Source organism: Pseudomonas rhizozeae (assembly GCF_031583775.1).
Taxonomy (GTDB): Bacteria; Pseudomonadota; Gammaproteobacteria; order Pseudomonadales; family Pseudomonadaceae; genus Aquipseudomonas.
The window spans coordinates 87968-113690 of record NZ_JAVLSB010000053.1; the positions used below are offsets into that span (position 1 = coordinate 87968).

Sequence of the window (25723 nt, forward strand, 5' to 3'; positions counted from 1 at the left end):
AGGCAACAATGGCCGAACAAGGTTCGCCGCGCCGCTTTGCGCGCATCGATCGACTCCCCCCCTACGTCTTCAACATCACCGCCGAGCTGAAAATGGCTGCGCGGCGCCGTGGCGAAGACATCATCGACTTGAGCATGGGCAACCCCGACGGGGCCACGCCGCCGCACATCGTCGAAAAACTGGTGCAAGTCGCCCAGCGCGAAGACACCCACGGTTACTCCACGTCCAAGGGCATCCCGCGCCTGCGTCGGGCGATTTCCAATTGGTACAAGGAACGCTACGAGGTCGACATCGACCCGGAAACCGAAGCCATTGTCACCATCGGTTCCAAGGAAGGCCTGGCGCACTTGATGCTCGCCACCCTCGACCAGGGCGACACGGTACTGGTGCCGAACCCCAGTTATCCGATCCACATCTACGGCGCGGTGATTGCCGGCGCTCAGGTGCGCTCGGTACCCCTGATCCCCGGCGTGGACTTCTTCGCCGAACTGGAACGGGCGATTCGCGGCTCGATTCCGAAACCGAAGATGATGATCCTCGGCTTCCCGTCCAACCCGACCGCGCAGTGTGTGGAGCTGGATTTCTTCGAACGGGTGATCGCCCTCGCCAAGCAGTACGATGTGCTGGTGATCCACGACCTGGCCTACGCCGACATCGTCTACGACGGCTGGAAAGCCCCGTCGATCATGCAGGTGCCGGGCGCCAAGGACATCGCGGTGGAGTTTTTCACCCTGTCCAAGAGCTACAACATGGCGGGCTGGCGCATCGGTTTCATGGTCGGCAACCCGGAACTGGTCAACGCCCTGGCGCGGATCAAGAGTTACCACGACTACGGCACCTTCACCCCGTTGCAAGTGGCCGCCATCGCCGCGCTCGAAGGCGATCAGCAGTGCGTCAAGGACATCGCCGAGCAATACCGGCAACGGCGCAACGTGCTGGTCAAAGGCCTGCATGAGCTGGGCTGGATGGTCGAAAACCCGAAAGCCTCGATGTACGTCTGGGCCAAAATTCCGGAACCTTACGCACACTTGGGCTCGCTGGAATTCGCCAAGAAACTGCTGGCCGAGGCCAAGGTTTGCGTATCGCCAGGGGTGGGTTTTGGCGAGTACGGCGACGACCACGTGCGCTTCGCCCTGATCGAAAACCAGGATCGCATCCGCCAGGCTGTGCGCGGCATTCGCGGGATGTTCAGGGCGGATGGTTTAGTCAGCAAATCCTGAGAACTGCGGCAGCCCGCTGTGGCGAGGGAGCTTGCTCCCGCTCGGCTGCGCAGCAGACGCAAAACCAGCCAATGCGGTTTTCCTGAATCACCGCGCTCGCCGGTTTCGGGGGCGCTGCGCACCCCAGCGGGAGCAAGCTCCCTCGCCACAAAAAGCCTGTTCATCGCCCACAAAAAAACCGCATCGCTGCGGTTTTTTTGTGCCTGCCCGGTGTCGCTTAGACGAACAACGACAGCAGCAAAATAAAGCCCAGGCCCACCACCGAGAGGATGGTTTCCATCGCGGTCCAGGTCTTGAAGGTTTCCGCCACGGTCATGTTGAAGTACTGCTTCACCAGCCAGAAACCGGCGTCGTTCACGTGGGACAGGATCAGCGAACCGGCACCGGTGGCCAGCACCAGCAGCTCACGGTTGACGCCCGGGATCATCCCCACCACCGGCACCACGATACCGGCACCGGTAATGGTCGCCACGGTCGCCGAACCGGTGGCGATGCGAATCACCGCCGCCACCAGCCACGCCAGCAGGATCGGCGAGATCTGTGCGTTCACCGCCATGTGGCCGATCACGTCACCCACGCCGCTGGTGACCAGCATCTGCTTGAAGCCACCACCGGCACCGATGATCAAAATGATCGCGGCAGTCGGCGCCAGGCTGGCGTCGAGCAGTTTCAAAATCTGGTTGGAACCGATGCCTTGGCGATGGCCGAAGGTGTACAGCGACAGCAGCAACGCCAGCAGCAGCGCCGAGATCGGGTGGCCGATCAGGTCCATGAAGGCACGGAAGAAGTTGCCGTCCGGCAGCACCACGTCAGCGAAGGTTTTCAGCAGCATCAGGAACACCGGCAGCAGCACAGTGATCAGGGTGATGCTGAAGCTCGGCAGTTCCTTGGCATCCGGTTCGCGGGCCAGTTGATCCACCAGTTCCTGATTCGGATGGCCGGGGATGTATTTGGCGATCCACGTGCCGTAGATCGGACCGGCAATAATGGCGGTCGGCAGCGCGACGATCAGGCCGTAGAGAATGGTCTTGCCGATGTCGGCACCGAACACGCCGATCGCCAGCAGCGGCCCCGGATGCGGCGGCACCAGGCCATGCACCGCGGACAGACCGGCCAGCAACGGGATACCGATCTTGATGATCGACACGCCGGTGCGGCGCGCGACGATGAACACCAACGGAATCAGCAGCACAAAGCCGATTTCGAAGAACAGCGGAATGCCCACCAGGAACGCGGCGAACATCATCGCCCACTGCACTTTAGCCTTGCCGAACGCGCGGATCAGGGTCTGCGCGATCTGATCGGCACCGCCGGATTCGGCCATCATTTTGCCGAGCATGGTGCCCAGCGCGAGGATGATGCCGACAAACCCGAGCACCCCACCGAAGCCGTCCTGGAACGCCTTGATGATCGTGCCGATTGGCATGCCTGAGGTCAGGCCGAGGAACGCGGCGGCGATGATCAGGGCGATAAAGGGGTGAAACTTGAACTTGGTAATCAGGACAATCAGCCCGATCACCGTGACCACTGCATCGAGCAGCAGGAACGTCTCGTGGGACATGCCAAACATTAGGGGTGTCTCCTGGTTTGTTGTTGTTATTAAAGCGGGTTATTCACACGTCGAAGGACAGCGCTATCTGTTACAGCAAAATTCATACGACCTTGACCAGGCCGTGGTCACGCCACCAATCGTGCGCCTGCTTGGCCAGCTCATCGACGCCGTGATTGGACGCGTCGAGCGCCAACGTCAGCGGTTCGCCGACCGGCGATTCCAGGGTGGCGAACTGGCTGTCGATCAAGGTCGACGGCATGAAGTGCCCGGGACGGTGGGCGACGCGCTCGGCGGCGACTTCCGGGGTCAGCTCTAGGAACACAAAACCCAAGCCCGGCAAGGCACTGCGCAGGCGTTCGCGGTAACTGTGCTTGAGCGCCGAACAGGTCAGCACCGGGCGGTGGCCCTCGGCGTCGACGCGACGCAATTCGTCGCACAGGCTGTCGAGCCAGCCAGCGCGGTCTTCGTCGTTAAGGGGGATGCCCGCGCTCATCTTTTCGATATTGGCGGCGGGATGGAAAGTGTCGCCTTCAATGGCGGTGGCGCCGCTCAGCTCGCAGAGAGCCTGGCTGACGCAGGTTTTGCCGCAACCGGCCACGCCCATGATGACTAGGGCGGTGATGGAATCTGTCATGTAACACCTCAGCGCGCAGACAGCGCTACCTTTGCAGTTTGTGACACCGATGCAAAAGCAGAAGTTGCCGACGCCTTCTTGTCATTTTTGTGGGTTGCAGCATGTTCGTTCCCAACGCCAAAAAGCAGGGATCAGGCAAACCCCCGCTCACGCATTTGCAGCTGCATCGAGACAGCGCTACCTTAGTGCCTTGTTTTTTGTTTGGCAAGCCGCCCGATGACCTCCCCTAAAAACGATAAGAATCCGCGCACCACTGGCCGCCCTACCCTCAACGAAGTCGCACGCCTGGCCGGCGTCAGCCCGATTACCGCCTCCCGCGCCTTGCGTGGCGTCAGCACCGTGGCCACCGAACTGGTGGAAAAAGTCCAGAAAGCTGCGCTGGAGCTGAACTACGTGGTCAACCCCGCCGCCCGCGCCCTGGCTTCGGCCCAGAGCCATTCGGTGGTGGTACTGGTGCCGTCGCTCTCCAACTTGCTGTTTATCGACACGCTCGAAGCCATCCATCAAGTACTGCGGCCCAAGGGCTTCGAAGTGCTGATCGGCAACTTCCACTATTCCCGCGACGAAGAAGAAAACCTGCTTCGCAACTACATGGCCTACCAGCCGCGCGGTCTGCTGCTGACCGGTTTTGATCGCACCGAAAGTTCGCGACGCATGATCGAGACCAGCAACATCCCCTGCGTGTACATGATGGAGCTGGACGCCAACGCCGGCGTCAACTGCGTCGGTTTCTCGCAACTGAGCGCGGGGGAAACCGCCGCCGAGCACTTGCTGTCGCGCGGTCGTGTGCATCTGGCCTACATCGGCGCGCAACTGGACCAGCGCACCTTGCTACGCGGCGAAGGTTTCCGCCGCGCCCTGCAAAAGGCCGGGCGCTACAACCCCGACCTGGAAATCCTCACCCCGCGCGCCTCTTCGGTGGGCCTTGGCGGCGAACTGTTCCTCCAGTTGATGGCCAGCCATCCCGAAGTCGACGCGATCTTCTTCGGCAACGACGATCTCGCCCAGGGCGCCCTGCTCGAAGCCATGCGTTGCGGCATCAAGATCCCTGAACAAGTGGCGATCCTCGGCTTCAACGACCTGCCCATGTCCGCGCACATGGTCCCGCGCCTCAGCAGCATCAACACCCCCCGCGAAGCCATCGGCCGCCGCGCCGCCGAGCAAATGCTCACCTTAATGGCCGGCAACACCGTGGCCAAACCGGTGCAGGACATGGGGTTTGAGTTGAGGGTGCGGGAGAGTACGTGACACCCGAGAGCGCTCCAGCGAACCCGCGTGAAAACCCCTCGACGGGCGTGTTGCAGCTTCTGGCTCGAGATGTCTTCAGTGAGTCGAGTACGCCATCGATTCAGACCATGCCTACTTTCACCAGCGAATTCTCCGACATAAATCAGCGACGCTGATCGCCACAGTCCCTTTCTTTTCAAGGAGTGGACTGCGGCATGACTCGACTCATCCCCCATCATGAACTCGCCATTGGCTCAGACCAGATCATCGATCCGGACCAAGCCGTCTATGACCTGCGTCAGGCATTTAACTACCCCTATGACTTGCAAGGGTTCGACGACTTCCTCAACGCGTTTGGCATCAACCATTCGAACTACATGCGGGCAGCCAACCAGCAGAAACTCATTGATGCAGTGAGTCGCGGCGACTGGGTCATGGTTCGGCCCAAAGCCGTAAAGGACAGCGGCGGTGCTTCGTGGAACTCTTTCAATCCCAAACCCGAACCTGCGCCCGCGCAACATCTCGTAGAAGAACACGCCTTTACGGTGCCTAAACCCGTCGAATCGGGATTCCATATCGTTCAGCAAGCCATGAGCCTCGATGCTCTGGAACGTGCACTCTACGAAAAGTCACTCAGCGACGCGCTACGCAAAGAGTTTCGTTCGCTGAATCGGCATTTGGGTGAGCGAGTAAAGCCGGGACAAATGGTGATCTTCAGTGATTCGCGGCATTACCTGTGTCGGCGTGAAGAGGCGCAAATGATGGCCGCAGCGCAAAAAGTGGATGAGGCGCTAAGGGATTTGACTGAGGAGGAAGCCGCGTTTCTGGTGGAAAATCACGAGCTCATTGAGCCGTTTCTGGAAATTTCCGCAGGCTCACTGGGCGTTGCTTCTTTCATGGTGGGGCAACACTTAGAAAGTTTGAAGAACGGACTGAAAAGCCTTGAGGCATTGCACCAGGAACAGTTCCGCAAATATGGGCACTTACACTCACAAGAATTTCTGGCCCAGCGCAAACCGCTCATGGCCAAGCTCGATGCCAGCCTCGGACCGTTTATACGCAAAGGCACGGGCCTCGCGGATCACCCAAAACTGAAACGCGCGCTCGGCTTATCGACTCGAAGAACACTTCATCATTGGAGCAAGGCCGGAGCACCCACGCAGTTACCGGGATACGCGACAAATATTGCGGGTGTGGCGCGTGCGGCGAAGTTTATGCAGACAGGGGGATACATCGGTATTGGTCTGGCGACCGGTGCATCGGGCATGCGTATCAGCGAGGTTTGCCGTTCCGGCACGGAAGCAGAATGTCAAAAGGTTAAGTTCATAGAAGGCGCAAAACTGGCCGGCAATGTGGGCGGATCTGCAATTGCCGGTGTGTCCGCGGCCCCGATCACAATGGAGTACTGCGCAAACCTTGCACTAAAACGCCGGCCAATTGGCGGCGTGTTATGCGTGCTGGTGTTGAGCGGCGCCGCCGCCTCGCTTGGCGGGAATGTCGGTTCGAAGACCGCTGAACTAACGACTGAAATAATTTACGAAACCGTCGTCCATGATTGATATCAAGCTGTTGTACGCGTCAGTTGTGTGCTTTTTGTTTGCAACGGGCTTCCTCAATTTTGCCGTGATGCTGTACGTGCGTTTTTTCAAACTGCAGGAAATAGAAGCGTACTTCCAAGACTGTTTCTTGATAGCGAGCGGGCAGCGGACTGCCGGTAATGGCTTTTACGGTCGCAACGTCAGGCTCGGTAACGTCAGGGCTTTGCTGCGAGACAACAGCTCGATACGCCCACAACTCGATGCCCAAGCGCGGGATGACGTCAGGCGTTTTCCAAAGCGCTTGCGGCTCTTGATTGAGCTGCCGCCTCGAGTGAATGCAGGCGTACTGCTGGGTCTGATCGCAGTGTGGAGTTGGGGTAACTACGAAAGTTTTTATTGAAAGAGTGCCCGCTCCCGTCGCGCAACCAATAGCGGCCGGGAGCGGGCGGCTCTCATTTAACGATGATGTGATCAGCCCACCCTCTCAACGTTATCCAGCATGCGATTCACCGCCAGTTCGGCCAGTGAGACCATCTGCTGGATGGCCAGCGCGGTGCTGCGGGTGGGGCCGTCCAGGTCGAAGGCGAGGTCGCTGGCCATGACGTTGGCCGAGGCCAGGGTTTCGCAGGCGTGGGCCAGGAGGCTTTCGTTGTCGACGTCGGGCGCGATGATGAACATCGTGCTGAGGCGTTTGGCCGTGGGTTTGTCGTCCGGCGGGTTGAGGTAATGATCCAGGGCGCGGTTGGCGGCGTCGTTGAAAGTCTTCGAGTGTGGATCGGTGTAGGGGGAAACGTCGTCGGTTTCCGGGGGGTTTGGTGTGGCTTTGAACATGGTGACTCTCCGCTGATGGTATGAAGCTGGCCCAATCGGTTTCCGAACGAATGGGTGGCAGCTGTACGCAGGCTGGAAACCCGGGCAACGGCAACCCGGTTGACCCGAAGGTCTCCCGCGCACAGCCGCCATAACGGAGTGCACACAGTAAAGCGCGCAAGGATACGTTATGAAGGGCGCTTTGGCGCCGTTTGCTCGTCAGGGTTTCCAATCCTGGTCGCTGAATTTGCAGCGACGAAATCAGGTTAAAGAGACCACTTCCGACGGACAACCTGAAAAGCTTGTGGGAAGAGTCAGTCAAATCAGCCAGTCGTTAAACATCGATCCGCCGACCACCACAGCTTTCGAGTACGCGGTACGACCGATTAGGCAAATTTGTAAACAATAGTTTCCGATAGCAGGCTAAGCTTCTGCGCCAATAAAAATTCGGAAAACGCCCATGACCTCTGTCTCCCTTTCCTACGCGCAACAGGACGGAATCGATCCGCTGCGTGCCGCTGAAGTGTCCGCCAGAATCGATCGCCTGCCCGCCGTTGCCACGTTGTGGAAATTGGTGGCGCTGCTGTCGATTGGTGGGTTTTTCGAGCTGTATGACTTGTTCCAGACCGCTTACATCAGCCCCGGCCTGATCCGTGACGGGATTTTCGCCACCGGTAGCGCCGGCGTGTTCGGTTTCTCCGATCAGGCCGCGTTCGCCTCGGCGACCTTCCTGGGCCTGTTTCTCGGCGCCAGCGTGCTCAGCCCCTTGGCCGACCGCTTCGGCCGCCGCGCGATCTTCACCTTCGCGCTGATCTGGTACACCATCGCCACGGTGCTGATGGGTTTGCAGAGCTCCGCGTTGGGCATCATCGGCATGCGTTTTCTGGTCGGCATCGGCCTGGGCATCGAACTGGTGACCATCGACGCCTACCTCTCGGAACTGGTGCCCAAACGCATGCGCAGTTCGGCGTTTGCCTTTGCCTTCTTCGTGCAGTTTCTCTCGGTGCCAGCAGTGGCGCTGATGTCGTGGTGGCTGGTGCCGCAAGCACCGTTTGGGGTGTCCGGCTGGCGTTGGGTGGTGTTGGCCAGCGCAGTGTTTGCGCTGTTTATCTGGTGGCTGCGTTCGCGCTTGCCGGAATCGCCGCGCTGGCTGGCGCAACAGGGCCGGTTCGATGAGGCCGGACGGATTCTCGACGACATCGAAGCGCGCTGCGTGAAGGACCATGGCCAGCCACTGGACACGCCGGAACCGGAAGCGGTCGATGTGCAGGGTCGCGGGCGTTTTGCAGACATCTGGCAACCGCCGTACCGCCGCCGGGCTTTGATGCTGATTGTGTTTCATGTGTTCCAGGCCATCGGCTTCTTCGGTTTCGGCAACTGGCTGCCGGCGCTGTTGTCCGGCCAGGGCGTCAGCGTGACCCACAGCCTGGCGTACGCGTTTGTCATCACCCTCGCCTATCCACTGGGGCCGTTGTTGTTCGTCAAGTTTGCCAATCGCTTTGAAAACAAGTGGCAGATCGTCGGCTCGGCCCTCGGCGCCATGACCTTCGGCAGCCTGTTCGCCTTCCAGACCAGCGCCTTCGGCCTGATCTTCTGCGGCGTGATGATCACCTTCTGCAACGCCTGGCTGAGCTTCAGTTATCACTCGTATCAAAGTGAGTTGTTCCCCACCAACATCCGCGCCCGAGCGGTAGGTTTCTGCTATTCGTTCAGTCGCTTGTCGACCGTCTTCAGCAGCCTGCTGATCGGGATTTTCCTCGAGCACTTCGGCACGCCAGGGGTATTGGCATTCATCGTCAGCAGCATGTTGATCGTGATGCTGACCATCGGGTGGTTCGGGCCGCGCACGCGCAATCTGGCGTTGGAGAACATTGCTCATCGATGACGAATAGCGAGCGCTAATGGCAAGGCCACGGTTGTTCACCGTGGCCTTTTTTATGTCTGACGTATACAGGTTAATTATTCCTACACAGCGTGAAGTCTCCGCCCACGAAGTTCAGCGAATCGTACTTCATGTAAATCCAAATGGCTGCGCTACGCTCATTTAAATCAAAGAGCGACTTGCGACGCCTGCATCACCATCAAGTAACCACACCAATTACTTTTAACTTCAGGCGTCGGCCATTATCAGTTTTTCACTTATTAACCAGACCCCATTAATGAACAGCCTGACGAATAAACCTTCCTCCAGCATTCACCACGAATTCATTGAAAGTGCCCTGCCCGACTGGCTGACCACGACCTCGGCCCAGAGAGCCAGTGCGCTGAAGGCCTCGACACTTGGCGTTGAGCCCTGGATTCGCCAGGCCACGGACGCCGAGCACCAGCGCACGGCCAGCGCCCTGGGTAACAGTTGGCGCTCGCAGAATACAGTCGACCGCATGTTGAGCACTGTGCAAAACATTGCTGACTTTGCCGAACCACTGTTGAAGAAGGCGTTGAAAAAACAATATCAATTAGACGTCGACGTGAGGGAGGTCTACGTTCGACTGTACAGCCGCACCTCAACCATTACCCAAGGCAGTCGAGCAAGAACTGTGTCCTTACTGGACGCTGCCTTGCACAACTTTCAACAATCAGAAACATTACTGCCGGACTCTGAATTCATTACTCGTCCCAATAATGCCGGGCACTTCAATGTATCTATTATCGGGCGCCACATAACCATCACCCAGTTCAAAACCCTGTGTCGGGAACTTGATATTGGCGCCCGTTATCATCGGCATCTGCAGGAGTTCTTGCGTCCTGTCGATCCGATGGTCAGGCGCTTTACTCAACACCAGATCATCCAGAGTCAGAAAGACGCTCTGTACCTGGCGGCGCAATTGGCGCTGATGAAAAAAGACATCGGGCTCGACGGTTACCGCGTGGTGGCCGGCATGCTTGAGGACCGCAAGGACCTGCGTTTCGATGGTCGCCCCGTCCACTATCACCACCTGAGCATCATGAATATTCAACTCAGCGGCATCGTGCTGATCGCCGGTGACCTGGACACGTCGGGACATCAGGGTCGAGTCATCGCCTACGTGCCCCATGACCCCGAGCATCCGCTCAAGGAATACGCCTCTGGCAAACTGTTCGCTGACGAACTGACTCGCCAGTTGCGGCGCTCCACAACCGAGCCAAGCGGCCGAATGACCTACTTGCAATTTTTCATCCGCTTCGTCGCACATCAGCAGCGGGGAGCACTTTGCTCCGGCCTCAACAGCCACTTGGTGCAAACCACTTGGCATCCCACGGTCAAAGGGGTTGATCTGCCGAATTGGCGTGACACCGATGTAGCCAATCCTCGCCTGCACTTCGGCGCACTGGCGTTCGAGGACGACATCCAGCATCGCTATCACGGTGATCTGTGGCGCTATCTTTACGAACAGCAGTTGAACAAGATTTTCAACGATGCTCGGGAAATTGCCGTATCCACCGCGGACGCGGACCGGCGCGAGCGCTGGGCGTGGATCGATAACCTGGAGAAGATGCTGTCCGAGGTCGTCAACGTGGCGCTGTTGGTGGTGACGCCGTTCGTGCCGTTGTTAGGCGAATTGATGCTGGCCTATACCGCGTACCACATGGTCAGCGAGCTGGTGGAAGGCGTGGTCGACCTGGCTGAAGGTTTGTACCTCGAAGGCGCCAATTACCTGATCGACTTCACCGAAAGCCTGATTCAATTCGGTACGTTTGGCGCCGGGATGCAGCTAGGGCAACTGGCCTGGTCCCGACTGTCGCCCTTCATTGAAAATACTCGCCAGGTCACTTTGGTCGATGGCCGCCAACGCCTATGGCACCCCGACCTTGAACCCTACGCTCGTAAAGACCTGAACCCGCCCGCCGACGCGCCACTCGATGAACACGGCCTCGCGTTGCATCAGGGCCGGCGCATCCTGCGAACCGATTCGCATCGCTTCGAACTGGAGCAGGACCGCAATGGCACTCACCGCCTCAAGCACCCGACGCGAGCAGACGCCTACCGACCGAAGGTCCACAGCAATGGTGCCGGCGCGTTTGTCATTGAAGGTGAGCAGCCGCAAGTGTGGGATGACGATACGTTAATGAAACGGCTGGGAGCGTCGGCGGATTCCCTTGCTGATTCGTTCAGCGACATCCGCAAGGTCAGCCGGACCGACATCGCAGCGATTCGGCAGATGTACGTGGGTCGTGAGCGCGCATTGCCGTTGCTGGATGACACCTTGGCACGCTTCAAGATTGATCGCGAACTGCAAACGTTTATCGACCGCCTCGCCCCATCGCGGCTCGCACTGCACAGCAGCGCCGATGTCGCCCTGCAACTGCAGTTGCTGGCCGACAACGGCCTGTGGCCGAGCGACAAACCGCTGCAATTGGTCGCCGCCGACGGCGAGATTGTCTGGCAGACCGGCAGCGGCGCCGCAGCCCCCGTGCGCATCAGCCAGGGTGTCGACAACAGCACATTGCTGGAAACCTTGCTGAGCCATCTCGATAACCGCGAACTCAAGCACTTGATGGAAACCGAACTGGGCGGCGCAGTGGGCGACCTACACACCAATGCCAACCGCTTGCGAGCTGAACTGCGGCGACTGGCGATTCGGCAACGACTGTCGCTGTTCGAGTCGCGCTACCGCACACTCGGCAGCCGCGCCGCCGTGCCGGTGCAAAACCTCATGGACCAGGTTCCCGGCTTACCGGTGGCCGTGGCCCGCGAACTGCTGTCCCTTGCCAGCCCCGTGGAGTTCAGTGAACTGGCGCTGGGTCGTCTGCCTGCACGACTCAAAGGCCTCGCCGAGCATGCACGCCGGGAAGTGCGGCTGTCACGCATGTACGAAGGGCTGTACCTGCGCTCGGTGGAAAACCCGGACACTGACAAACTGATCCTTCACACCGCCGCCCACCTCAGGGGCTGGCCAACCGATGTGCTGATTCAGGTCAGGCAGTTCGAAGCCGCGGGTGCGGTGCAAGACAGCATTGGCCCGGCCGACGCCATGCACCAGCGAATGTTGGTCGCCCGCGAAGATGGCACCTTCGAACTGCATGATGCACAAGGCAAGCGCCTGCACAGCGCCACCGACCTTTATTCGGCAGTGGTGCAGGCGCTGAGCGAAGACCAACTGACGACGCTGGGCATCCGTGACGGCGAGCAACTCGCAGACGCCGTGCGAAACAACACCCTGCCACCCTATCGACTGACCAGGGTGCTGACTGACCTCACCACTCCCCGCCCCATTCGGTTCGATCCGAGCGTCATGCGTTTGCGCGGCGGTGCGCCCACGGGCGACGACGAAGTGGCCCAATTGCTGAGAATCGCCGAGAACGATGTCGATCTGGTCCAGCCAGCCTTCCAGTCGGACAGCCCGCAGCACGAGCAATTCAGCTACTTGCGAGGGCTCAAGCTGATGCATGACGACGCTTACCCCGAGGAGTGTTTCAACCAGCTCTGGCAAGCCTTCTTTGACGCCAATACCGCCGGCGATGGTGCCGCCCATCAGCGCGTGGTGAGCAGCATCGAAGCGTTGCCGGAGCTGAAAAAACTGATGGATGAAGCGCCATTCAACGCACTCCTCGCCCGCCTGTTTACCGAGGAAGGTCTGGTGCCCCTGAGTGACAGTGAACGCGACTTGGCGAGCATGGCGCGCAACTTCGAGCAGACCGGGCGGGGCGACGAATACCTGGCACTGCAACGGGCCCAGCGAGAGGATCAGTTACCGGAAATCACGCCTCTGGATGAGTTGCATCGATACCTGCCCCATGACGCACTGCCGGCGCCTGTCACCGTATCGCCGGAGATTCTCGCCCATCTGCAAATGGCTCAGCGGGCGATTGTCCGCGCCAAAGAGCTGATTCCGCTGTCGGGCAATCAACTGCCCAGCATTTGGGAGAAAGGCAGTTCGGCAATTCAAAAACTCAAGGCTTTGCGCGAAATAGACCCGCTGACCGGCCAGCCGAAAGCGCAATTGAGTACCGCTGAAGCCGTGAGCAGAGCGCTGCAGATTCGCGGTGGCAACTGCTCGGAAAACTCCAAGGTAACCTTCGCGTTGCTCGCGGCCGAAGCGCGACCGGTGGATGTCCATATCGTCGCTGCTCGTGATTTCGATCATCAGTTTGTACTGATCGGCAATGACCTGGGTGCCCCCGACTCTCTGGTGGTTGCCGACCCCTGGCCGGAATTCCCGGCGGCTCACCTGGCGTCTGAGGCGGTGTTCAGCTACCACGCCGAGCCGATCCTGACCCTCCCAGCGGGCGCACCGCAAGCCGAGTTCGCCTTCATTCGCCAACAACCAGCCGGGCCGGCGCCGCTGCCGATCAGGGGTAGCGATGATTCGATCCTGCGCCTGATCCGGCTCAACAAACTCAGTTACAACGTCTGGACGTCGCTGCGCACACCGGGGCAAACCTATGCGACGCCTGGGGCGGTGCCGATTTCGTTTCAGCGACTGCCGACGGCAGTCATCGAAAACAGGATTAGCGCTTACCGTCATTACAAAGCAGCGTTGCAGACGTTTATCGACGGGCAGAATCAGGTGGGCCTGCCGGCTGCGAAAACGGTAAACGAATAATTGCAGCGCCAGAGCGGCAACCAGCCAGAGGCGCGACCTGCGCGGCGCCCTGCCGTTGGCCGCAAGCGGCAACAGTTGACCGTCGGTCGGCAACCGCGCGGCTTTTTGCCGTGGCCGAACCCAACAAATACGGGACTTGGCGGCATAGGCACGCAACTTGCTCTACCTGCTTCACCGCAATCACCTACAGGTTTATTCATCATGTTGGTCAGTGCCAAACAACTTCACATCACCCTGCCACCCAAGCGGGTCGGCGACGATCCCACCACCGACGCCGCGGCCGGCCTCCAGGGCGGCGCCCAGGGTCTGCTGGCGACTGCCCTGCAGAACCAGATTCAGAGCCAGAGCGCGCAAGGCAGTGGCCAGGTGCAGGCCTCCGAAGTCGCCGAGACTACCCAGGCGGTGAACGCCGCCGCCAAAATCAGCGACAACATCGACGAGGCGTTCGCCAAGACCCGCGTGCAACTGTCCGCCGCTGAATCGGCGAGCGCAAAGTCGGCCAAGGGCTCCGCCATGAGCGGCGCGGACGAGTTCAAGGCCTACATGAGCAAAACCCCGGAGGAGCGTTACCGCGACAGCATCCTCAAGGAAATGGGCCTGACCGAGGAAGAAGTCGAAGCCATGCCGCCTGAGCAGCAACAGGCATTGGCCCAGGAAATCGCCCAGCGGGTCGAGGACAAAATGAAAATGGCCCAGGCCGAGAAAGAGCAGGAGCAACGCGAGAAGACAGGCAGCCAGCCAGTGGTCGATAAGTTGCTGGCATCGCTTTGATCGAGCAGTCACTGAAAAACCCTGTGGCGAGGGAGCTTGCTCCCGCTTGAGTGCGCAGCACTCACCCAATGATGGTGGGGTTGCTACGCAACCCAGCGGGAGCAAGCTCCCTCGCCACAAAAAGCTTGATCTGTTCAACTCCAAAGCAGCGTGATCTGTTCAACTCCACACAAGTAGCGGATCAGCTCAACTCAAAAAGCGTGATCCGTTCAACTTCGAACAAGTGTGGTCAGTTCAATTGCAACGTCGAGTTGAACTGGCTGATCGCATCCACCACATGCCGCGAGCCTTGCTGGATTTCCAGGATCACCTCTCCCGCCTCGTTCGCCAGTTCCACGCCCAACCCGGTTCGGCTCAGGCTGGACTGCATGCTGGTGACCGCGCTCAGGGACAAGTCGTGGTTTTTGCGCACCACCTCGACGATCTCCAGCGTCGCCTGGCTGGTGCGGGCCGCGAGGCTGCGCACTTCGTCGGCGACCACGGCAAATCCGCGACCATGCTCACCGGCCCGCGCGGCCTCGATCGCGGCGTTAAGCGCCAGCAGGTTGGTCTGATCGGCAATACCGCGAATGGTCTGGACGATGGTGCCAATGATGTCTGACTGTTTGCTCACCGCATCGATGCTCAATGCCGCTTCGTTGAGGTCGCGGGAAATGTCCTGGATGATCTGCACGGTCTGTTGCACTACCTGCGACCCTTTGCGGGCGCAGACGTCGTTCTGCACCGAAGTGCTATGGGCCGATTCGGCGGCAGTCTGCAGGGTGGTGACTTGCTGGGTGATATCGCTGGCGAACTTCACCACTTTGTACAGCCGCCCTTTGGCGTCGAACAGCGGGTTGTAGGATGCTTCCAGAAACACCGTATGACCGAACTTGTCTTTACGTTCGAAACGGTGCGAATGGTATTCGCCGCGGTTGAGTGACGCCCAGAATGCCTTGTACGACGCGGACTCACTTTCACTGCGGTGGCAAAAAATACTGTGGTGCTGGCCAATCACTTCGTTGAGCGAGTAGTGCATGGTCTTGAGGAAGTTCTCATTGGCAGTGATGACGTTGCCGTCCGGGGTGAATTCGATCACCGCCATTGACCGGCCAATCGCCGCCAACGAACTTTCGTTTTCGTGTTCTTTTTTGATGCGCTCGGTCACGTCGGTGGCGACTTTGATCACGCTCTGCACCTGACGTTCGGCGTTCAGCACCGGCATGTAACTGGCTTCGAGCCAGATCTCGCGGCCACTCTTGCTCAACCGCTGGAAGGTGCCGCTGATGGGTTCGCCACGGGCCAGGTCGCGCCACAACTTGGCGTAGGCATCGCTGCGGTAAAACTCTTCTTCGCAGAACACGCGGTGATGTTTGCCGCGAACTTCCTCAAGGCTGTAGCCCATCACCGCGCAAAAATTCGGGTTGGCGTCGAGCACAATGCCGTCCGGGGTGAATTCAATCATCGCCATCGAACGGCTGATTGCTGCCAATTTGGCATTGGCTTGGGCCAGCGCGCAAGACGAGCGCTCGATTTCCAGCAGGTCAGCCTTGTGATGTAGGTTAAACATGGTCGTATCACCTTAAGCGCTGTCTTTGATTGACGAATGTTCCTGGTCTTTCAAGGGGTTATCACAACGATCAATGGGCCAGGCACACGCAGTCCTCCAAGAGAGGATTAGGTCAGGTGATTAATGATGTTCAATCGGAGAGTCCATGGTGCAACGCTCTTATCAAGACATCCATCTCTTGATAGCCCGCCTGCGGGCCAACCCTAACGTTCATCAGTAACTCCATTTACGCTGCCACATCCATGATTTGCCCGGTGCCTTACGTGCGAACCCTTTGCGGGTCGCGGCTCCCCCTGCCCGCCGAGACGAACGCTAACGGTCGAGTGAGTTAACAGGAGCATAGCCAGCAACGTTGCGGATGCAAGGTCACTAGTCAGCCAGCATTTACGCCGTTCAGGACAAAATCAGGACGTTTTTGGCACGCCTGCGGCGCTTGCACACTTGGGTGCGCAGGCAGGCGGGACGTTACGGGGAGGTGGAGCGATCGCTGGGATGTTCGAGACTGAAGCCCGGAACCGGGCTTCAGTGAAGCAAGGGTAAACGCTGTCAGTGACCGAACACATCGACCTTCTTGGCCTTCTTGTCCGCACGTTTTTCATCGGCGGTTTTTGCCGGTTTCTTTTTTGCCGCTTTTTTTGAATCCATGCCTTTGGCCATGATACGTACTCCACTCATACGGGATGTGCGTTCAGGTATACACCTATCGCTGGCGCCGCGTTCTTTTATAATCGCCGGCCCGATCCCCGCGCCGTGCCCGACCATGCCCGAAACCCACTACAGCCGCCTCGACGACACGTTGTATCCGCTGATGAACAAGTTCTACCGCGGCCATCAATCGTCGATGAAAGCGGTGCGCGATGCCCAGCTTTGGGTAGCACGCCGCGACGAGATTGTCGCGGCGCTGAGCTTGCGCGCGGTGGCGGGCGGGCATTGGTTGACCGGGCTGTTCGTCGACCCGGCCTGTCGCGGCCAAGGCCTGGCAGCCGGGTTGATGGCCCAGGCGCTGCGGGACGTCGAGGACACGGTGTGGTTGTTCTGCCACCCGGAACTGCGCGAGTTCTATCAGCGCCACGGCTTCAGCGAAGCGCAGCAGCTGCCGCAGGCGATGGCCGAGCGGCTGTTCCGTTATTCGCGCAGCAAACCGATGATGGCGATGGTCTGGACCCGCGCTTAGAACCGTTAGTGAGGACGTGCTGCGATAAAGTGTGATCAGCGGACGATTGCTGCGTGCTAGCCTCGGGGCCGACTTCGAATTCGTTCAGGACGCCCCATGAAACCTGCCTTGCTTGCGTTGACCTTGACCGCCCTGCTCGCCCCGGCAATTAGCCAGGCCGCCACCTCCAGTTCCACCGCCGCTGTCTCGCCGGAACAATACGCCCAAGTGCTCGCCGGCTCGTGGCGCGTGCCGCAGAATGCTTTGCGTGATCAGTATCGCCATCCGCAGCAGACGCTGAGTTTCTTCGGCCTCAAGCCGAACCAGACGCTGATCGAAATCACCCCGGGCAACGGCTGGTACAGCGAACTGCTGGCCCCGCTGCTCAGGGATCACGGCCAGTACATCGCCGCCGTTCAGGCGCCGAACGCCAGTGATTACGCACGCAAGAACGCCGATACCTTGCAGAAGAAATTCAGCGACGGCCCGTCGCAATACGCCAAGGCGCAGATCGTGCCGTTCGACCCCAAGGCCCCAAGCCTCGGCGCGGCGGGCTCGGCGGACACCGTGCTGACCTTCCGCAACGTGCACAACTGGGTGCTGGCCGACACCGCACCGCAGATGTTCCAGGCATTTTTCAGGGTATTGAAACCGGGGGGCGTGCTCGGCGTGGTGGATCACCGCGCGCATCAAGGGGCGTCACTGGATGAGATCAAGCACAGCGGCTACCTGCCCACCGAGTACGTGGTGAAGCTGGCGACCGATGCCGGCTTCAAGCTCGACGCGCAAAGCGAAATCAACGCCAACCCTAAGGACACTAAGGATTACCCGGACGGCGTCTGGACCCTGCCCCCGGCGCTAGTGCTGGGGGACAAGGACCGGGCGAAGTATCAGGCGATTGGTGAGTCGGATCGGATGACGTTGCGGTTTATCAAGCCCTGAAGTTGCGAGCTTGAAGGTGGGAACAGGCCTGCTCGCGAATGTCGGCCAGCACGCCCGCCCGACAGTGCGCTTTCGCGAGCGGGCTCGCTCCCACAGGGTCCAGTGCACAGGGTTTTGTGGGGAATGAGGGATTAGCGATCACTCATCCGCATTCGGGTCCATGTCCGGGAACATCACTTCGATAAAGCCGAACTTGCTGAAGTCAGTGATCCGCGACGGGTAGAGCCGGCCGATCAGGTGGTCGCATTCGTGTTGCACCACTCGGGCGTGGAAGCCCGACGCGGTGCGGACGATGGGCTGACCCTTAGGGTCGAAGCCTTCGTAACGGATGTGCCGATAGCGATCAACTGCGCCGCGCAAGCCCGGCACGGATAGGCAACCTTCGAAACCTTCTTCCAACTCCGGGCTGAGCGGGGTGATCAGCGGGTTGATCAGAATGGTCTGCGGTACCGCTTCCGCGTCCGGGTAGCGCTCGCTGTGCTCGAAACCGAAGATCACCAGTTGCAGGTCGATGCCGATCTGCGGCGCGGCCAAGCCGACGCCGCCAACGCTTTCCATGGTCTGGAACATGTCGTCGATCAGTTGCCACAACTCGGGGCTGTCGAACATCTCGACGGGGACTGGCGGGGCGATGCGCAGCAGGCGTTCGTCGCCCATTTTCAGAATGTCACGGATCATGATCAGACTTCGTCAGTGCTCGGCTTGAGCGAGTGATCCCGGCCCAATCCCGAAACGTGTTGTTTAGGTTCGTTATCGCCGGGGACTTTTTCCCCAGGGTCTTTGCCTTCGGACGACATGTGCTCGATCACCGCATTCATTTCCGCACCGAGCAACAGCACCGCCGCCGAAATATAGAAGTACAGCAACAGCACGATGATCGCGCCGATACTGCCATACATCGCGTTGTAGTTGGCGAATGTCTTGACGTAAAACGCGAACCCCAGCGAAGCGATGATCCACACCACCACCGCCAGCACCGAGCCCGGCGTGATGAAGCGAAATTCTTGCTTCACGTCCGGCATCACGTAATAGATCAAGGCCACGGCCACCATCATCAGCACCACGATCACCGGCCAACGGGCGATGGTCCATACCGTCACAATGAAGTACTCAAGCCCCACCTGCGCGGCGATCCAGCCCATCACTTGCGGCCCGAGCACCATCAGCGCGGCGGCGACCAGCAACATCCCGGCAATGCCGATGGTGTAGACAATCGACAGCGGGAAGCGCTTCCACACCGGGCGCGCTTCGACCACATCGTAGGCGGCATTCATCGCGCTCATCATCAGGCGTACGCCGGCCGAGGCGGTGTACAGCGCAATCACGATACCCACCGAGAGCAAACCGCCCTTGGATTGCTGCAACTGGTCGATCACCGGATTGACCTGTTCCAGGGCCTGGGGCGGCAGCACCAGTTCCGATTGCAGGCGCAACCAGGAGAAGAAGTCGGGTAAGTGTAGAAAACCGATCAGGGCGATCAGGAATAGAATGAAGGGGAACAGCGAGAACAGCATTTGATAGGCCAGCGCCGACGCGTAGGTCGACATTTCGTCGTCGATGAATTCGGTGACTGTGCGCACCATCACGCGATGGATGGGCAGGCCTTTCATGTCCGGGAAAATCATGAGCGTCTCCTTTCGCCGCAAAAGGGATTGAAGTCGTGGCGACTCAGGGGCCGTTTTCTTTGATCAAAGTAGCCTACTTGGCGGGTTGGAAACAATTTCCGTGCGCAAGTTCAGGCCGACACAAAAACGGCCATCCGCGGATGGCCGTTCATGTTACGCGTTACCGGCCGGTTCAAGCCTTGTCGACGCCTTTCTTCACAGCGTCTTTGGCTTTGCCTACAGCTTGCTGCGCTTCACCTTTCTTTTCCTGAACCACGCCTTCAGCGCGCATTTTGTCGTTACCGGTGGCCTTGCCGACGCCTTGCTTGACGTTGCCGGCGGCTTCGTTGGCCATGCCTTTTACTTTATCGCCTGTACTGCCCATGGTGATTCTCCTGAACAATTGAAACGGGGAAAGTCGGTACGTAATGATTGACCGGAGGCCTTTGCGCCAAGTTTCATTTATTTTCCGAACGGCATTTGATCCCCTGCCGCAGATCAGGCTTTATGTTTGCCGGTTTTGCCCCGAGAATGCCCACACATTCAGGCTCCGACCCTGAAGATCCAACCCCGTAGGAATGTTATGAAACTCGATAAAAAACAGGCCATCGCCCGCAGGAACCAGGAATTGGGCGGTGCTGTGCTCGGCGTCAACAATTGCCATTTCACCGAACTGAACCGTAACCGCAACATCTGGTGGTTCGATATTCCGGTGGCACGCCTGGCCGTGGGTCAATACGAGTGGATTCACTTGTTGATGCACACCCCGGACACTGACGAACTGCTGCATCTGAAAGTGCCGACGGTGTTCCTGCGGGAGAAACTCGAAGGCCTGGTAGTGCGCAACGAAGGCAAACGCAAAGCCGCCCTGAGCCTGGAACTGAGCGCTGACAAGGACTCGTATCTGCAGGACATGCGCCCGGCAGGCACCAACGTGGATTTTGCGCCGTTCAGGCAGTGAACCGCTGACGCCTAGTGGCGAGGAAGCTTTTGTGCCCGGTCCGCTTCTGCGGCCAGTCAGCTTTTGTGGCTAATCAGCTTTTTGTGGCGAGGGAGCTTGCTCCCGCTGGAGTCCGAAGGACTCCCCAGCTATTCCAATTGTTGGAGGTTTCTTGGGGCCGCTGCGCAGCCCAGCGGGAGCAAGCTCCCTCGCCACAAAGATCAACAGCCACGTCCGATAGCGGACAGACAGCCCAACAAAAAGCCCCGCATCCGCGGGGCTTTTGATTTAGGCGACGGCCTGTTTGGCCTTGAGCTTTTTCAGCTCTTCATCGCGCAGTTCGCGGCGCAGGATCTTGCCGACGTTGGTGGTCGGCAGCGCGTCGCGGAATTCCACCGAGCGTGGCACTTTGTAGCCAGTGACATTGGCGCGCATGTGCTCCATTACCTGATCCTTGGTCAGGTTCACCCCCGGTTTGGCGACGATGAAAATCTTGATCGCCTCGCCCGATTTCTCGTCCGGTACGCCGATGGCCGCGCATTGCAGCACGCCTGGCAAAGTCGCCAGCACGTCTTCCAGCTCATTGGGATAAACGTTGAAGCCCGACACCAGGATCATGTCTTTCTTGCGATCGACGATGCGCATGAAGCCGTCCGGCTGGATCAGCGCGATGTCGCCGGTTTTCAGCCAGCCTTCGCTGTCGAGCATTTCATCGGTGGCGTCCTGGCGCTGCCAATAGCCCTTCATGACTTGCGGACCTTTCACACACAATTCGCCGATTTCGCCGAGCGGTTGTTCCACACCGGCATCGTCGATGATCTTGCACACGGTGGACGGCACCGGAATCCCGATGGTGCCGATCTGAATGTGCTGGATCGGATTGACCGTGGCCACCGGGCTGGTTTCGGTCATGCCGTAACCTTCGCAGATCCCGCAACCGGTCACAGCTTTCCAGCGCTCGGCAGCCGCCAGTTGCAGGGCCATGCCGCCGGACAAGGTGACCTTCAGCGCCGAGAAATCCAGCTTACGGAACGCTTCGTTGTTGCACAGCGCCACGAACAGGGTGTTGAGGCCGACGAAGCCGCTGAACTTCCACTTCGACAGTTCCTTGACCATCGCCGGCAAGTCGCGCGGGTTGCTGATCAGGATGTTGTGGTTGCCGATCAGCATCATCGCCATGCAGTGAAAGGTGAAGGCGTAAATGTGGTACAGCGGCAGCGGCGTGATAAGTATTTCGCTGCCTTCGTTGAGGTTGGAGCCCATCAAGGCCTTGCATTGCAGCATGTTGGCGACCAGGTTGCGATGGGTCAGCATCGCGCCCTTGGCCACGCCGGTGGTGCCGCCGGTGTATTGCAGCACGGCGACATCGCCGCTGGCCGGGCTGGCTTCGGTGACCGGTTGGCCTTGGCCTTTGCTCAGTACGTCGTTGAACTTGATGGCCTTGGGCAAGTGATACGCCGGGACCATTTTTTTCACGTACTTGATGACGCTGTTGATCAGCAGACGCTTGAGTGGCGGCAACAGGTCGGCCACTTCGGTGACGATGACGTGCTTGACTCCGGTTTTCGGCAGCACGGCTTCCGCCAGGTGTGCCATGTTGGCCAGGCACACCAGTGCCTTGGCGCCGGAATCATTGAATTGGTGTTCCATTTCCCGCGCGGTGTACAACGGGTTGGTGTTGACCACGATCAGCCCGGCGCGGATCGCACCGAACACGGCGACCGGGTACTGCAGGACGTTGGGCAGTTGCACGGCGATTCGATCGCCGGGTTTCAAATCGGTATGCTGTTGTAGGTAGGCGGCAAAGGCACCCGACAGTTCGTACAGCTCACCGTAGGTGAGTGTCTTGCCGAGGTTGCTGAAAGCCGGTTTGTTGGCGAAGCGCTGGCAGGACTGTTTCAGCACTGCCTGAATATTTGGGTACTCGTCCGGATTGATCTCGGCAGCAATCCCGGTCGGGTACTTGTCCTTCCAAAAGTCTTCGTTCATGGAAGCCCACTCCTCAGCAACGCGAATTCTTCACCGCATTTGATGCGATTATTATTGGTGTGTGTGTGTTGATGGTGAATCTGGCTTTTATTTAACGCCGAGAAGTCACAAAGCGCGCCGAGAGTAGCAGCTTTGCCGGGGGTCGACTAGAGCCAAAGCGGGCCACATAGTCACTTTTGTGACTCAAGAACGACAGTCAGTCATTTTAGAGCAAAAAACCTATAACTTCTTGGAAGCCACGGAATTCTCGGCTCTGGCGTACGCCGAAAAGCATCGCGGGCAAGCCCGCTCCCACAGGTTTCGCGTCGTACACAAAGTGCGTGCACAACAGTGAATCTGTGGGAGCGTGGCTTGCTCGCGATCCGCGTGAAGCGCGGCCATTCAACAATCAGGCGATATCGCGCAACTCCCGCCGCAGAATCTTGCCCACCGGCGTCATCGGCAGCGACTCGCGCAGCACGATGTGTTTCGGCACCTTGTACGCGGTGAAGTTTTCCTTGCAGTAGGCTTTCAGCTCTTCAAGGCTGACGCCGGATTCCCGCGCCACCACAAACAGCTTCACCGCCTCGCCGGAACGCTCGTCCGGCACGCCGATCACCGCGCAGTTGGCGACCTTCGGGTGCGCCATCACCACGTCTTCGATTTCATTCGGGTACACGTTGAAGCCGGAGACGATGATCATGTCTTTCTTGCGATCGACGATGTGCACAAAGCCATCCGCATCGATCACCGCGATGTCACCGGTTTTGAACCAGCCCTCGGCGTCCAGCACCTCAGCGGTGGCTTCGGGCTTGTTCCAGTAGCCCTTCATGACTTGCGGGCCCTTGATGCACAACTCGCCACGCTCGCCCAGCGCCAGTTCGACGCCATTGTCGTCGATGACCTTCATCCAGGAACCCGGTACCGGAATGCCCACCGTGCCGAGGCGCGCCTTGGAACCGTAAGGATTGGTACTGGCCACTGGCGACGTTTCAGTCAGCCCGTAGCCTTCGACGATCCGGCAACCGGTGAGCTGTTCCCAGCGCTCCGCCGTGGCCTTGACCAGCGCGGTGCCACCGGAGTTGGTGACTTTCAAATGGGAGAAATCCAGGGTCTTGAACTCGGGGTGTTCCATCAGCGCCACGAACAGGGTGTTAAGCCCCAGCAGGCAGGTGAAACGCCAGTTTTTCAGTTCCTTGATGAAGCCGCCGATGTCCCGTGGATTGGTAATCAACACGTTGTAGTTGCCGGTGACCATCATGCACATGCAGTTCGCTGTGAAGGCATAGATGTGGTACAGCGGCAGCGGCGCGATCATTACTTCCTGGCCCTCGCGCAGCAGCGGCTGACCGTCATCGCCGAATTGCCCCAGGCACCCGCGCACTTGCTGCATGTTGGCCACCAGGTTGCCGTGGGTCAGCATCGCGCCCTTGGCCAGGCCTGTGGTGCCACCGGTGTATTGCAGCACGGCGATGTCGTCGAGGCCGACTTTCAGCGGCTTGATGCCGTGGCCGCGCCCGAGCCGCAGCGCACTCTTGAATGAAATGGCCTGTGGCAGTGAGTAGGCCGGGACCATTTTCTTGACCTTGCTGACCAGGGTATTGACCAGCCAGCCCTTGGCCGCGGGCATCAAGTCGCCCATCTTCGCTTCGATCAGGTACTGGATGTCGGTGTCGGGCAGCACCTCCTGGACTTTCTGCCCGAACATGTTCAGGTACACCAGCGCCCGCGCGCCGGAATCCTTGAACTGGTGGCGCATCTCCCGCGCGGTGTACAACGGGTTGGTGTTGACTACGATCAGCCCGGCGCGCAAGGCACCGAACACGGCGATCGGATACTGCAGGACGTTGGGCATCTGCACCGCGATGCGGTCGCCGGCCACCAGGTCGGTGTGCGTTTGCAAATAGCCGGCGAATGCCGCGCTCTGCCGTTCCAGCTCGGCATAGGTCAGGGTCACGCCCATGTTGCTGAACGCCGGGCGGTCAGCGAATTTCTTGCAGGAACGCTCGAACACCTCGATCACCGACTTGTAGGCGCCCAGGTCAATGTCTTGGGGCACGCCGGCCGGGCGTTTGTCATTCCAGAAATCAGGTTGCATTGTTATTGTCCTCTTTACCTGAGCGTGTCCGGGCCCGCCTCTGTATCGCGTCGAACAGCGGGGCTCTTGGGACACTAGCAGCTATGGCCAATCAGGCAAATATGCCAAAGACCGTCATAGACCGTGTGAATCTTCCTGCCGTGGTGTCGGCTGATCAGACGGTGCCTTGTGGGATGCGCTATACAGTGCAGCAACATTGAGCAAAGGAATCGCCATGATCCACGACACGTTCTGGCTGACCGCGAGCGATCACAGCCGCGTCTTCGTCAACCAGTGGTTGCCAGACACTCCGGCACGGGCGCTGATCCTGCTGGCCCACGGCATGGCCGAGCACAGCGGCCGATACGAACGACTGGCCGCCGCCCTCTGCGCCGTCGGTTACGGCGTTTATGCTCCGGATCTGCGGGGACATGGCAAAACCGCCGAAAGCGCCACCCTCGGCCACTTCGCCGATGACGATGGTTGGTGCAAGGTGCTCGGCGATCTGGCCAGCCTCAATCAGCACATCGGCCAACAGCATCCCGGCACGCCAATCATCCTGCTCGGCCATAGCATGGGCAGCTACTTGGCCCAGGCGTATCTGCTGCACCACAGCGCCAGCCTTCAAGGCGCGGTGCTTAGCGGTTCGAATTTCCAACCGGTGGCGCTGTATCGCGCGGCGCGAGCGATTGCCCGCGCGGAACGCCTGCGCCAGGGCGGCAAGGGGCGTAGCGCGCTGATCGAGTGGCTGTCGTTTGGCTCATTCAACAATAAATTCAAACCGGTTCGCACCCGCTTCGATTGGCTTAGCCGTGACCCGTCTGAGGTTGACCTGTACGCCCAAGACCTGCTCTGCGGCTTCCGGTGCACCAATCAACTGTGGATCGACATGCTCGGCGGCTTGCAGCAGATCAGCAAAGCGTCCAATCTCGCGCAGATCGATCCGGGCCTGCCGTTGCTGGTGATCGGCGGCGAATGTGATCCGGTGAGCGACGGCAAGCGTCTGAACGATTTGGCCAACGCCTTGCGCCAGGCCGGTTGCCAGCACTTGCAGTTAAAGATTTACCCGCAGGCGCGCCATGAACTGTTCAACGAAAGCAACCGCGATGAAGTGGTCGCGGACTTGCTGGCCTGGCTCGAACAGGCACTGGCCACCCCACGGGCGCACCGCACTGAATAACGCCGTTCAGCCACACTCTTGCGACAGGAACCCT

20 protein-coding genes and 1 pseudogene are annotated in these 25723 nt (G+C 59.4%); 11 read left to right on the forward strand and 10 right to left on the reverse strand.

Going from position 1 to position 25723, the window contains the following annotated elements; all coding sequences use genetic code 11:
- The first annotated feature begins 8 nt into the window (after positions 1-8).
- Entirely contained in the window at positions 9-1220 is a 1212-nt protein-coding gene (alaC, locus tag RG836_RS18805; protein WP_310848327.1) for an alanine transaminase, read from the forward strand.
- Positions 1221-1437: 217 nt separating this feature from the next.
- On the opposite strand, the gene RG836_RS18810 is transcribed toward alaC, so the two are convergent.
- Positions 1438-2790, reverse strand: a complete 1353-nt coding sequence (locus RG836_RS18810) for a GntP family permease (RefSeq protein WP_310848328.1) — start codon at positions 2788-2790, stop codon at positions 1438-1440.
- Between the two features lie 82 nt (positions 2791-2872).
- Positions 2873-3406 (reverse strand): gluconokinase, encoded by a 534-nt coding sequence (locus RG836_RS18815; protein ID WP_310848331.1) that lies wholly within the window; start codon positions 3404-3406, stop codon positions 2873-2875.
- A 216-nt stretch (positions 3407-3622) separates the two neighbouring features.
- On the opposite strand from RG836_RS18815, the gene gntR reads away from it, so the two are divergent.
- The 3 genes from gntR to RG836_RS18830 all read left to right on the forward strand — a co-directional run bounded on the left by gntR (position 3623) and on the right by RG836_RS18830 (position 6571).
- A complete protein-coding gene (gene gntR, locus RG836_RS18820; protein ID WP_310848333.1) occupies positions 3623-4654 on the forward strand; it encodes an HTH-type transcriptional regulator GntR in 1032 nt (343 codons plus the stop codon).
- Positions 4655-4848: 194 nt separating this feature from the next.
- Positions 4849-6192, forward strand: a complete 1344-nt coding sequence (locus RG836_RS18825) for a hypothetical protein (protein ID WP_310848335.1) — start codon at positions 4849-4851, stop codon at positions 6190-6192.
- Positions 6185-6571 carry a hypothetical protein gene (locus RG836_RS18830; protein ID WP_310848337.1) on the forward strand — a complete coding sequence of 129 codons (387 nt, stop codon included), beginning with the start codon at positions 6185-6187 and terminating at the stop codon, positions 6569-6571. Before RG836_RS18825 ends, RG836_RS18830 begins: the two co-directional genes overlap by 8 nt.
- 71 nt (positions 6572-6642) lie before the next feature.
- Here RG836_RS18830 and RG836_RS18835 read toward each other — a convergent pair whose 3' ends face one another.
- Complete coding sequence (locus tag RG836_RS18835; RefSeq protein WP_310848338.1) at positions 6643-7002, reverse strand: DUF6124 family protein; 360 nt, start codon at positions 7000-7002, stop codon at positions 6643-6645.
- A gap of 439 nt (positions 7003-7441) precedes the next feature.
- Here RG836_RS18835 and RG836_RS18840 point away from each other — a divergent pair, with 439 nt between their 5' ends.
- The 3 genes from RG836_RS18840 to RG836_RS18850 all read left to right on the forward strand — a co-directional run bounded on the left by RG836_RS18840 (position 7442) and on the right by RG836_RS18850 (position 14276).
- Entirely contained in the window at positions 7442-8866 is a 1425-nt protein-coding gene (locus RG836_RS18840) for an MFS transporter (protein ID WP_310848340.1), read from the forward strand.
- Positions 8867-9140: 274 nt separating this feature from the next.
- Complete coding sequence (locus RG836_RS18845; protein WP_310848342.1) at positions 9141-13505, forward strand: dermonecrotic toxin domain-containing protein; 4365 nt, start codon at positions 9141-9143, stop codon at positions 13503-13505.
- Positions 13506-13706: 201 nt separating this feature from the next.
- A complete protein-coding gene (locus tag RG836_RS18850) occupies positions 13707-14276 on the forward strand; it encodes a hypothetical protein (RefSeq protein WP_310848344.1) in 570 nt (189 codons plus the stop codon).
- Positions 14277-14505: 229 nt separating this feature from the next.
- On the opposite strand, the gene RG836_RS27350 is transcribed toward RG836_RS18850, so the two are convergent.
- Positions 14506-15075, reverse strand: a complete 570-nt coding sequence (locus RG836_RS27350) for a methyl-accepting chemotaxis protein (protein ID WP_409078093.1) — start codon at positions 15073-15075, stop codon at positions 14506-14508.
- Positions 15049-15825 (reverse strand): annotated as a pseudogene (locus RG836_RS27355) (PAS domain-containing protein); the annotation flags it as partial. The gene RG836_RS27350 and the pseudogene RG836_RS27355, both read right to left, overlap by 27 nt.
- A 760-nt stretch (positions 15826-16585) precedes the next feature.
- Here RG836_RS27355 and RG836_RS18860 point away from each other — a divergent pair.
- A complete protein-coding gene (locus RG836_RS18860) occupies positions 16586-16999 on the forward strand; it encodes a GNAT family N-acetyltransferase (protein WP_310848348.1) in 414 nt (137 codons plus the stop codon).
- Positions 17000-17095: 96 nt separating this feature from the next.
- Positions 17096-17920 (forward strand): class I SAM-dependent methyltransferase, encoded by an 825-nt coding sequence (locus RG836_RS18865; protein WP_310848350.1) that lies wholly within the window; start codon positions 17096-17098, stop codon positions 17918-17920.
- 138 nt (positions 17921-18058) lie between these two features.
- Here RG836_RS18865 and def read toward each other — a convergent pair whose 3' ends face one another.
- From def to RG836_RS18880, 3 genes are all read right to left on the reverse strand, one after another.
- The gene (gene def, locus RG836_RS18870) at positions 18059-18598 is read right to left on the reverse strand and encodes a peptide deformylase (RefSeq protein WP_310848352.1); all 540 of its coding nucleotides are present in this window, start codon (positions 18596-18598) and stop codon (positions 18059-18061) included.
- Positions 18599-18600: 2 nt separating this feature from the next.
- Positions 18601-19545 carry a YihY/virulence factor BrkB family protein gene (locus RG836_RS18875; RefSeq protein WP_310848354.1) on the reverse strand — a complete coding sequence of 315 codons (945 nt, stop codon included), beginning with the start codon at positions 19543-19545 and terminating at the stop codon, positions 18601-18603.
- Positions 19546-19717: 172 nt separating this feature from the next.
- Entirely contained in the window at positions 19718-19909 is a 192-nt protein-coding gene (locus RG836_RS18880) for a CsbD family protein (RefSeq protein WP_046816634.1), read from the reverse strand.
- Positions 19910-20107: 198 nt separating this feature from the next.
- Here RG836_RS18880 and RG836_RS18885 point away from each other — a divergent pair, with 198 nt between their 5' ends.
- Entirely contained in the window at positions 20108-20485 is a 378-nt protein-coding gene (locus RG836_RS18885; RefSeq protein WP_310848357.1) for a hypothetical protein, read from the forward strand.
- Between the two features lie 267 nt (positions 20486-20752).
- On the opposite strand, the gene fadD1 is transcribed toward RG836_RS18885, so the two are convergent.
- Both fadD1 and fadD2 read right to left on the reverse strand, forming a co-directional pair.
- Positions 20753-22453, reverse strand: a complete 1701-nt coding sequence (gene fadD1, locus RG836_RS18890) for a long-chain-fatty-acid--CoA ligase FadD1 (protein WP_310848359.1) — start codon at positions 22451-22453, stop codon at positions 20753-20755.
- A gap of 388 nt (positions 22454-22841) precedes the next feature.
- A complete protein-coding gene (gene fadD2 / locus RG836_RS18895) occupies positions 22842-24530 on the reverse strand; it encodes a long-chain-fatty-acid--CoA ligase FadD2 (RefSeq protein ID WP_310848361.1) in 1689 nt (562 codons plus the stop codon).
- Between the two features lie 214 nt (positions 24531-24744).
- On the opposite strand from fadD2, the gene RG836_RS18900 reads away from it, so the two are divergent.
- Positions 24745-25689: an alpha/beta hydrolase gene (locus tag RG836_RS18900; RefSeq protein WP_310848363.1), complete on the forward strand. Its 945-nt coding sequence runs from the start codon at positions 24745-24747 to the stop codon at positions 25687-25689.
- Positions 25690-25723: the final 34 nt, after the last annotated feature.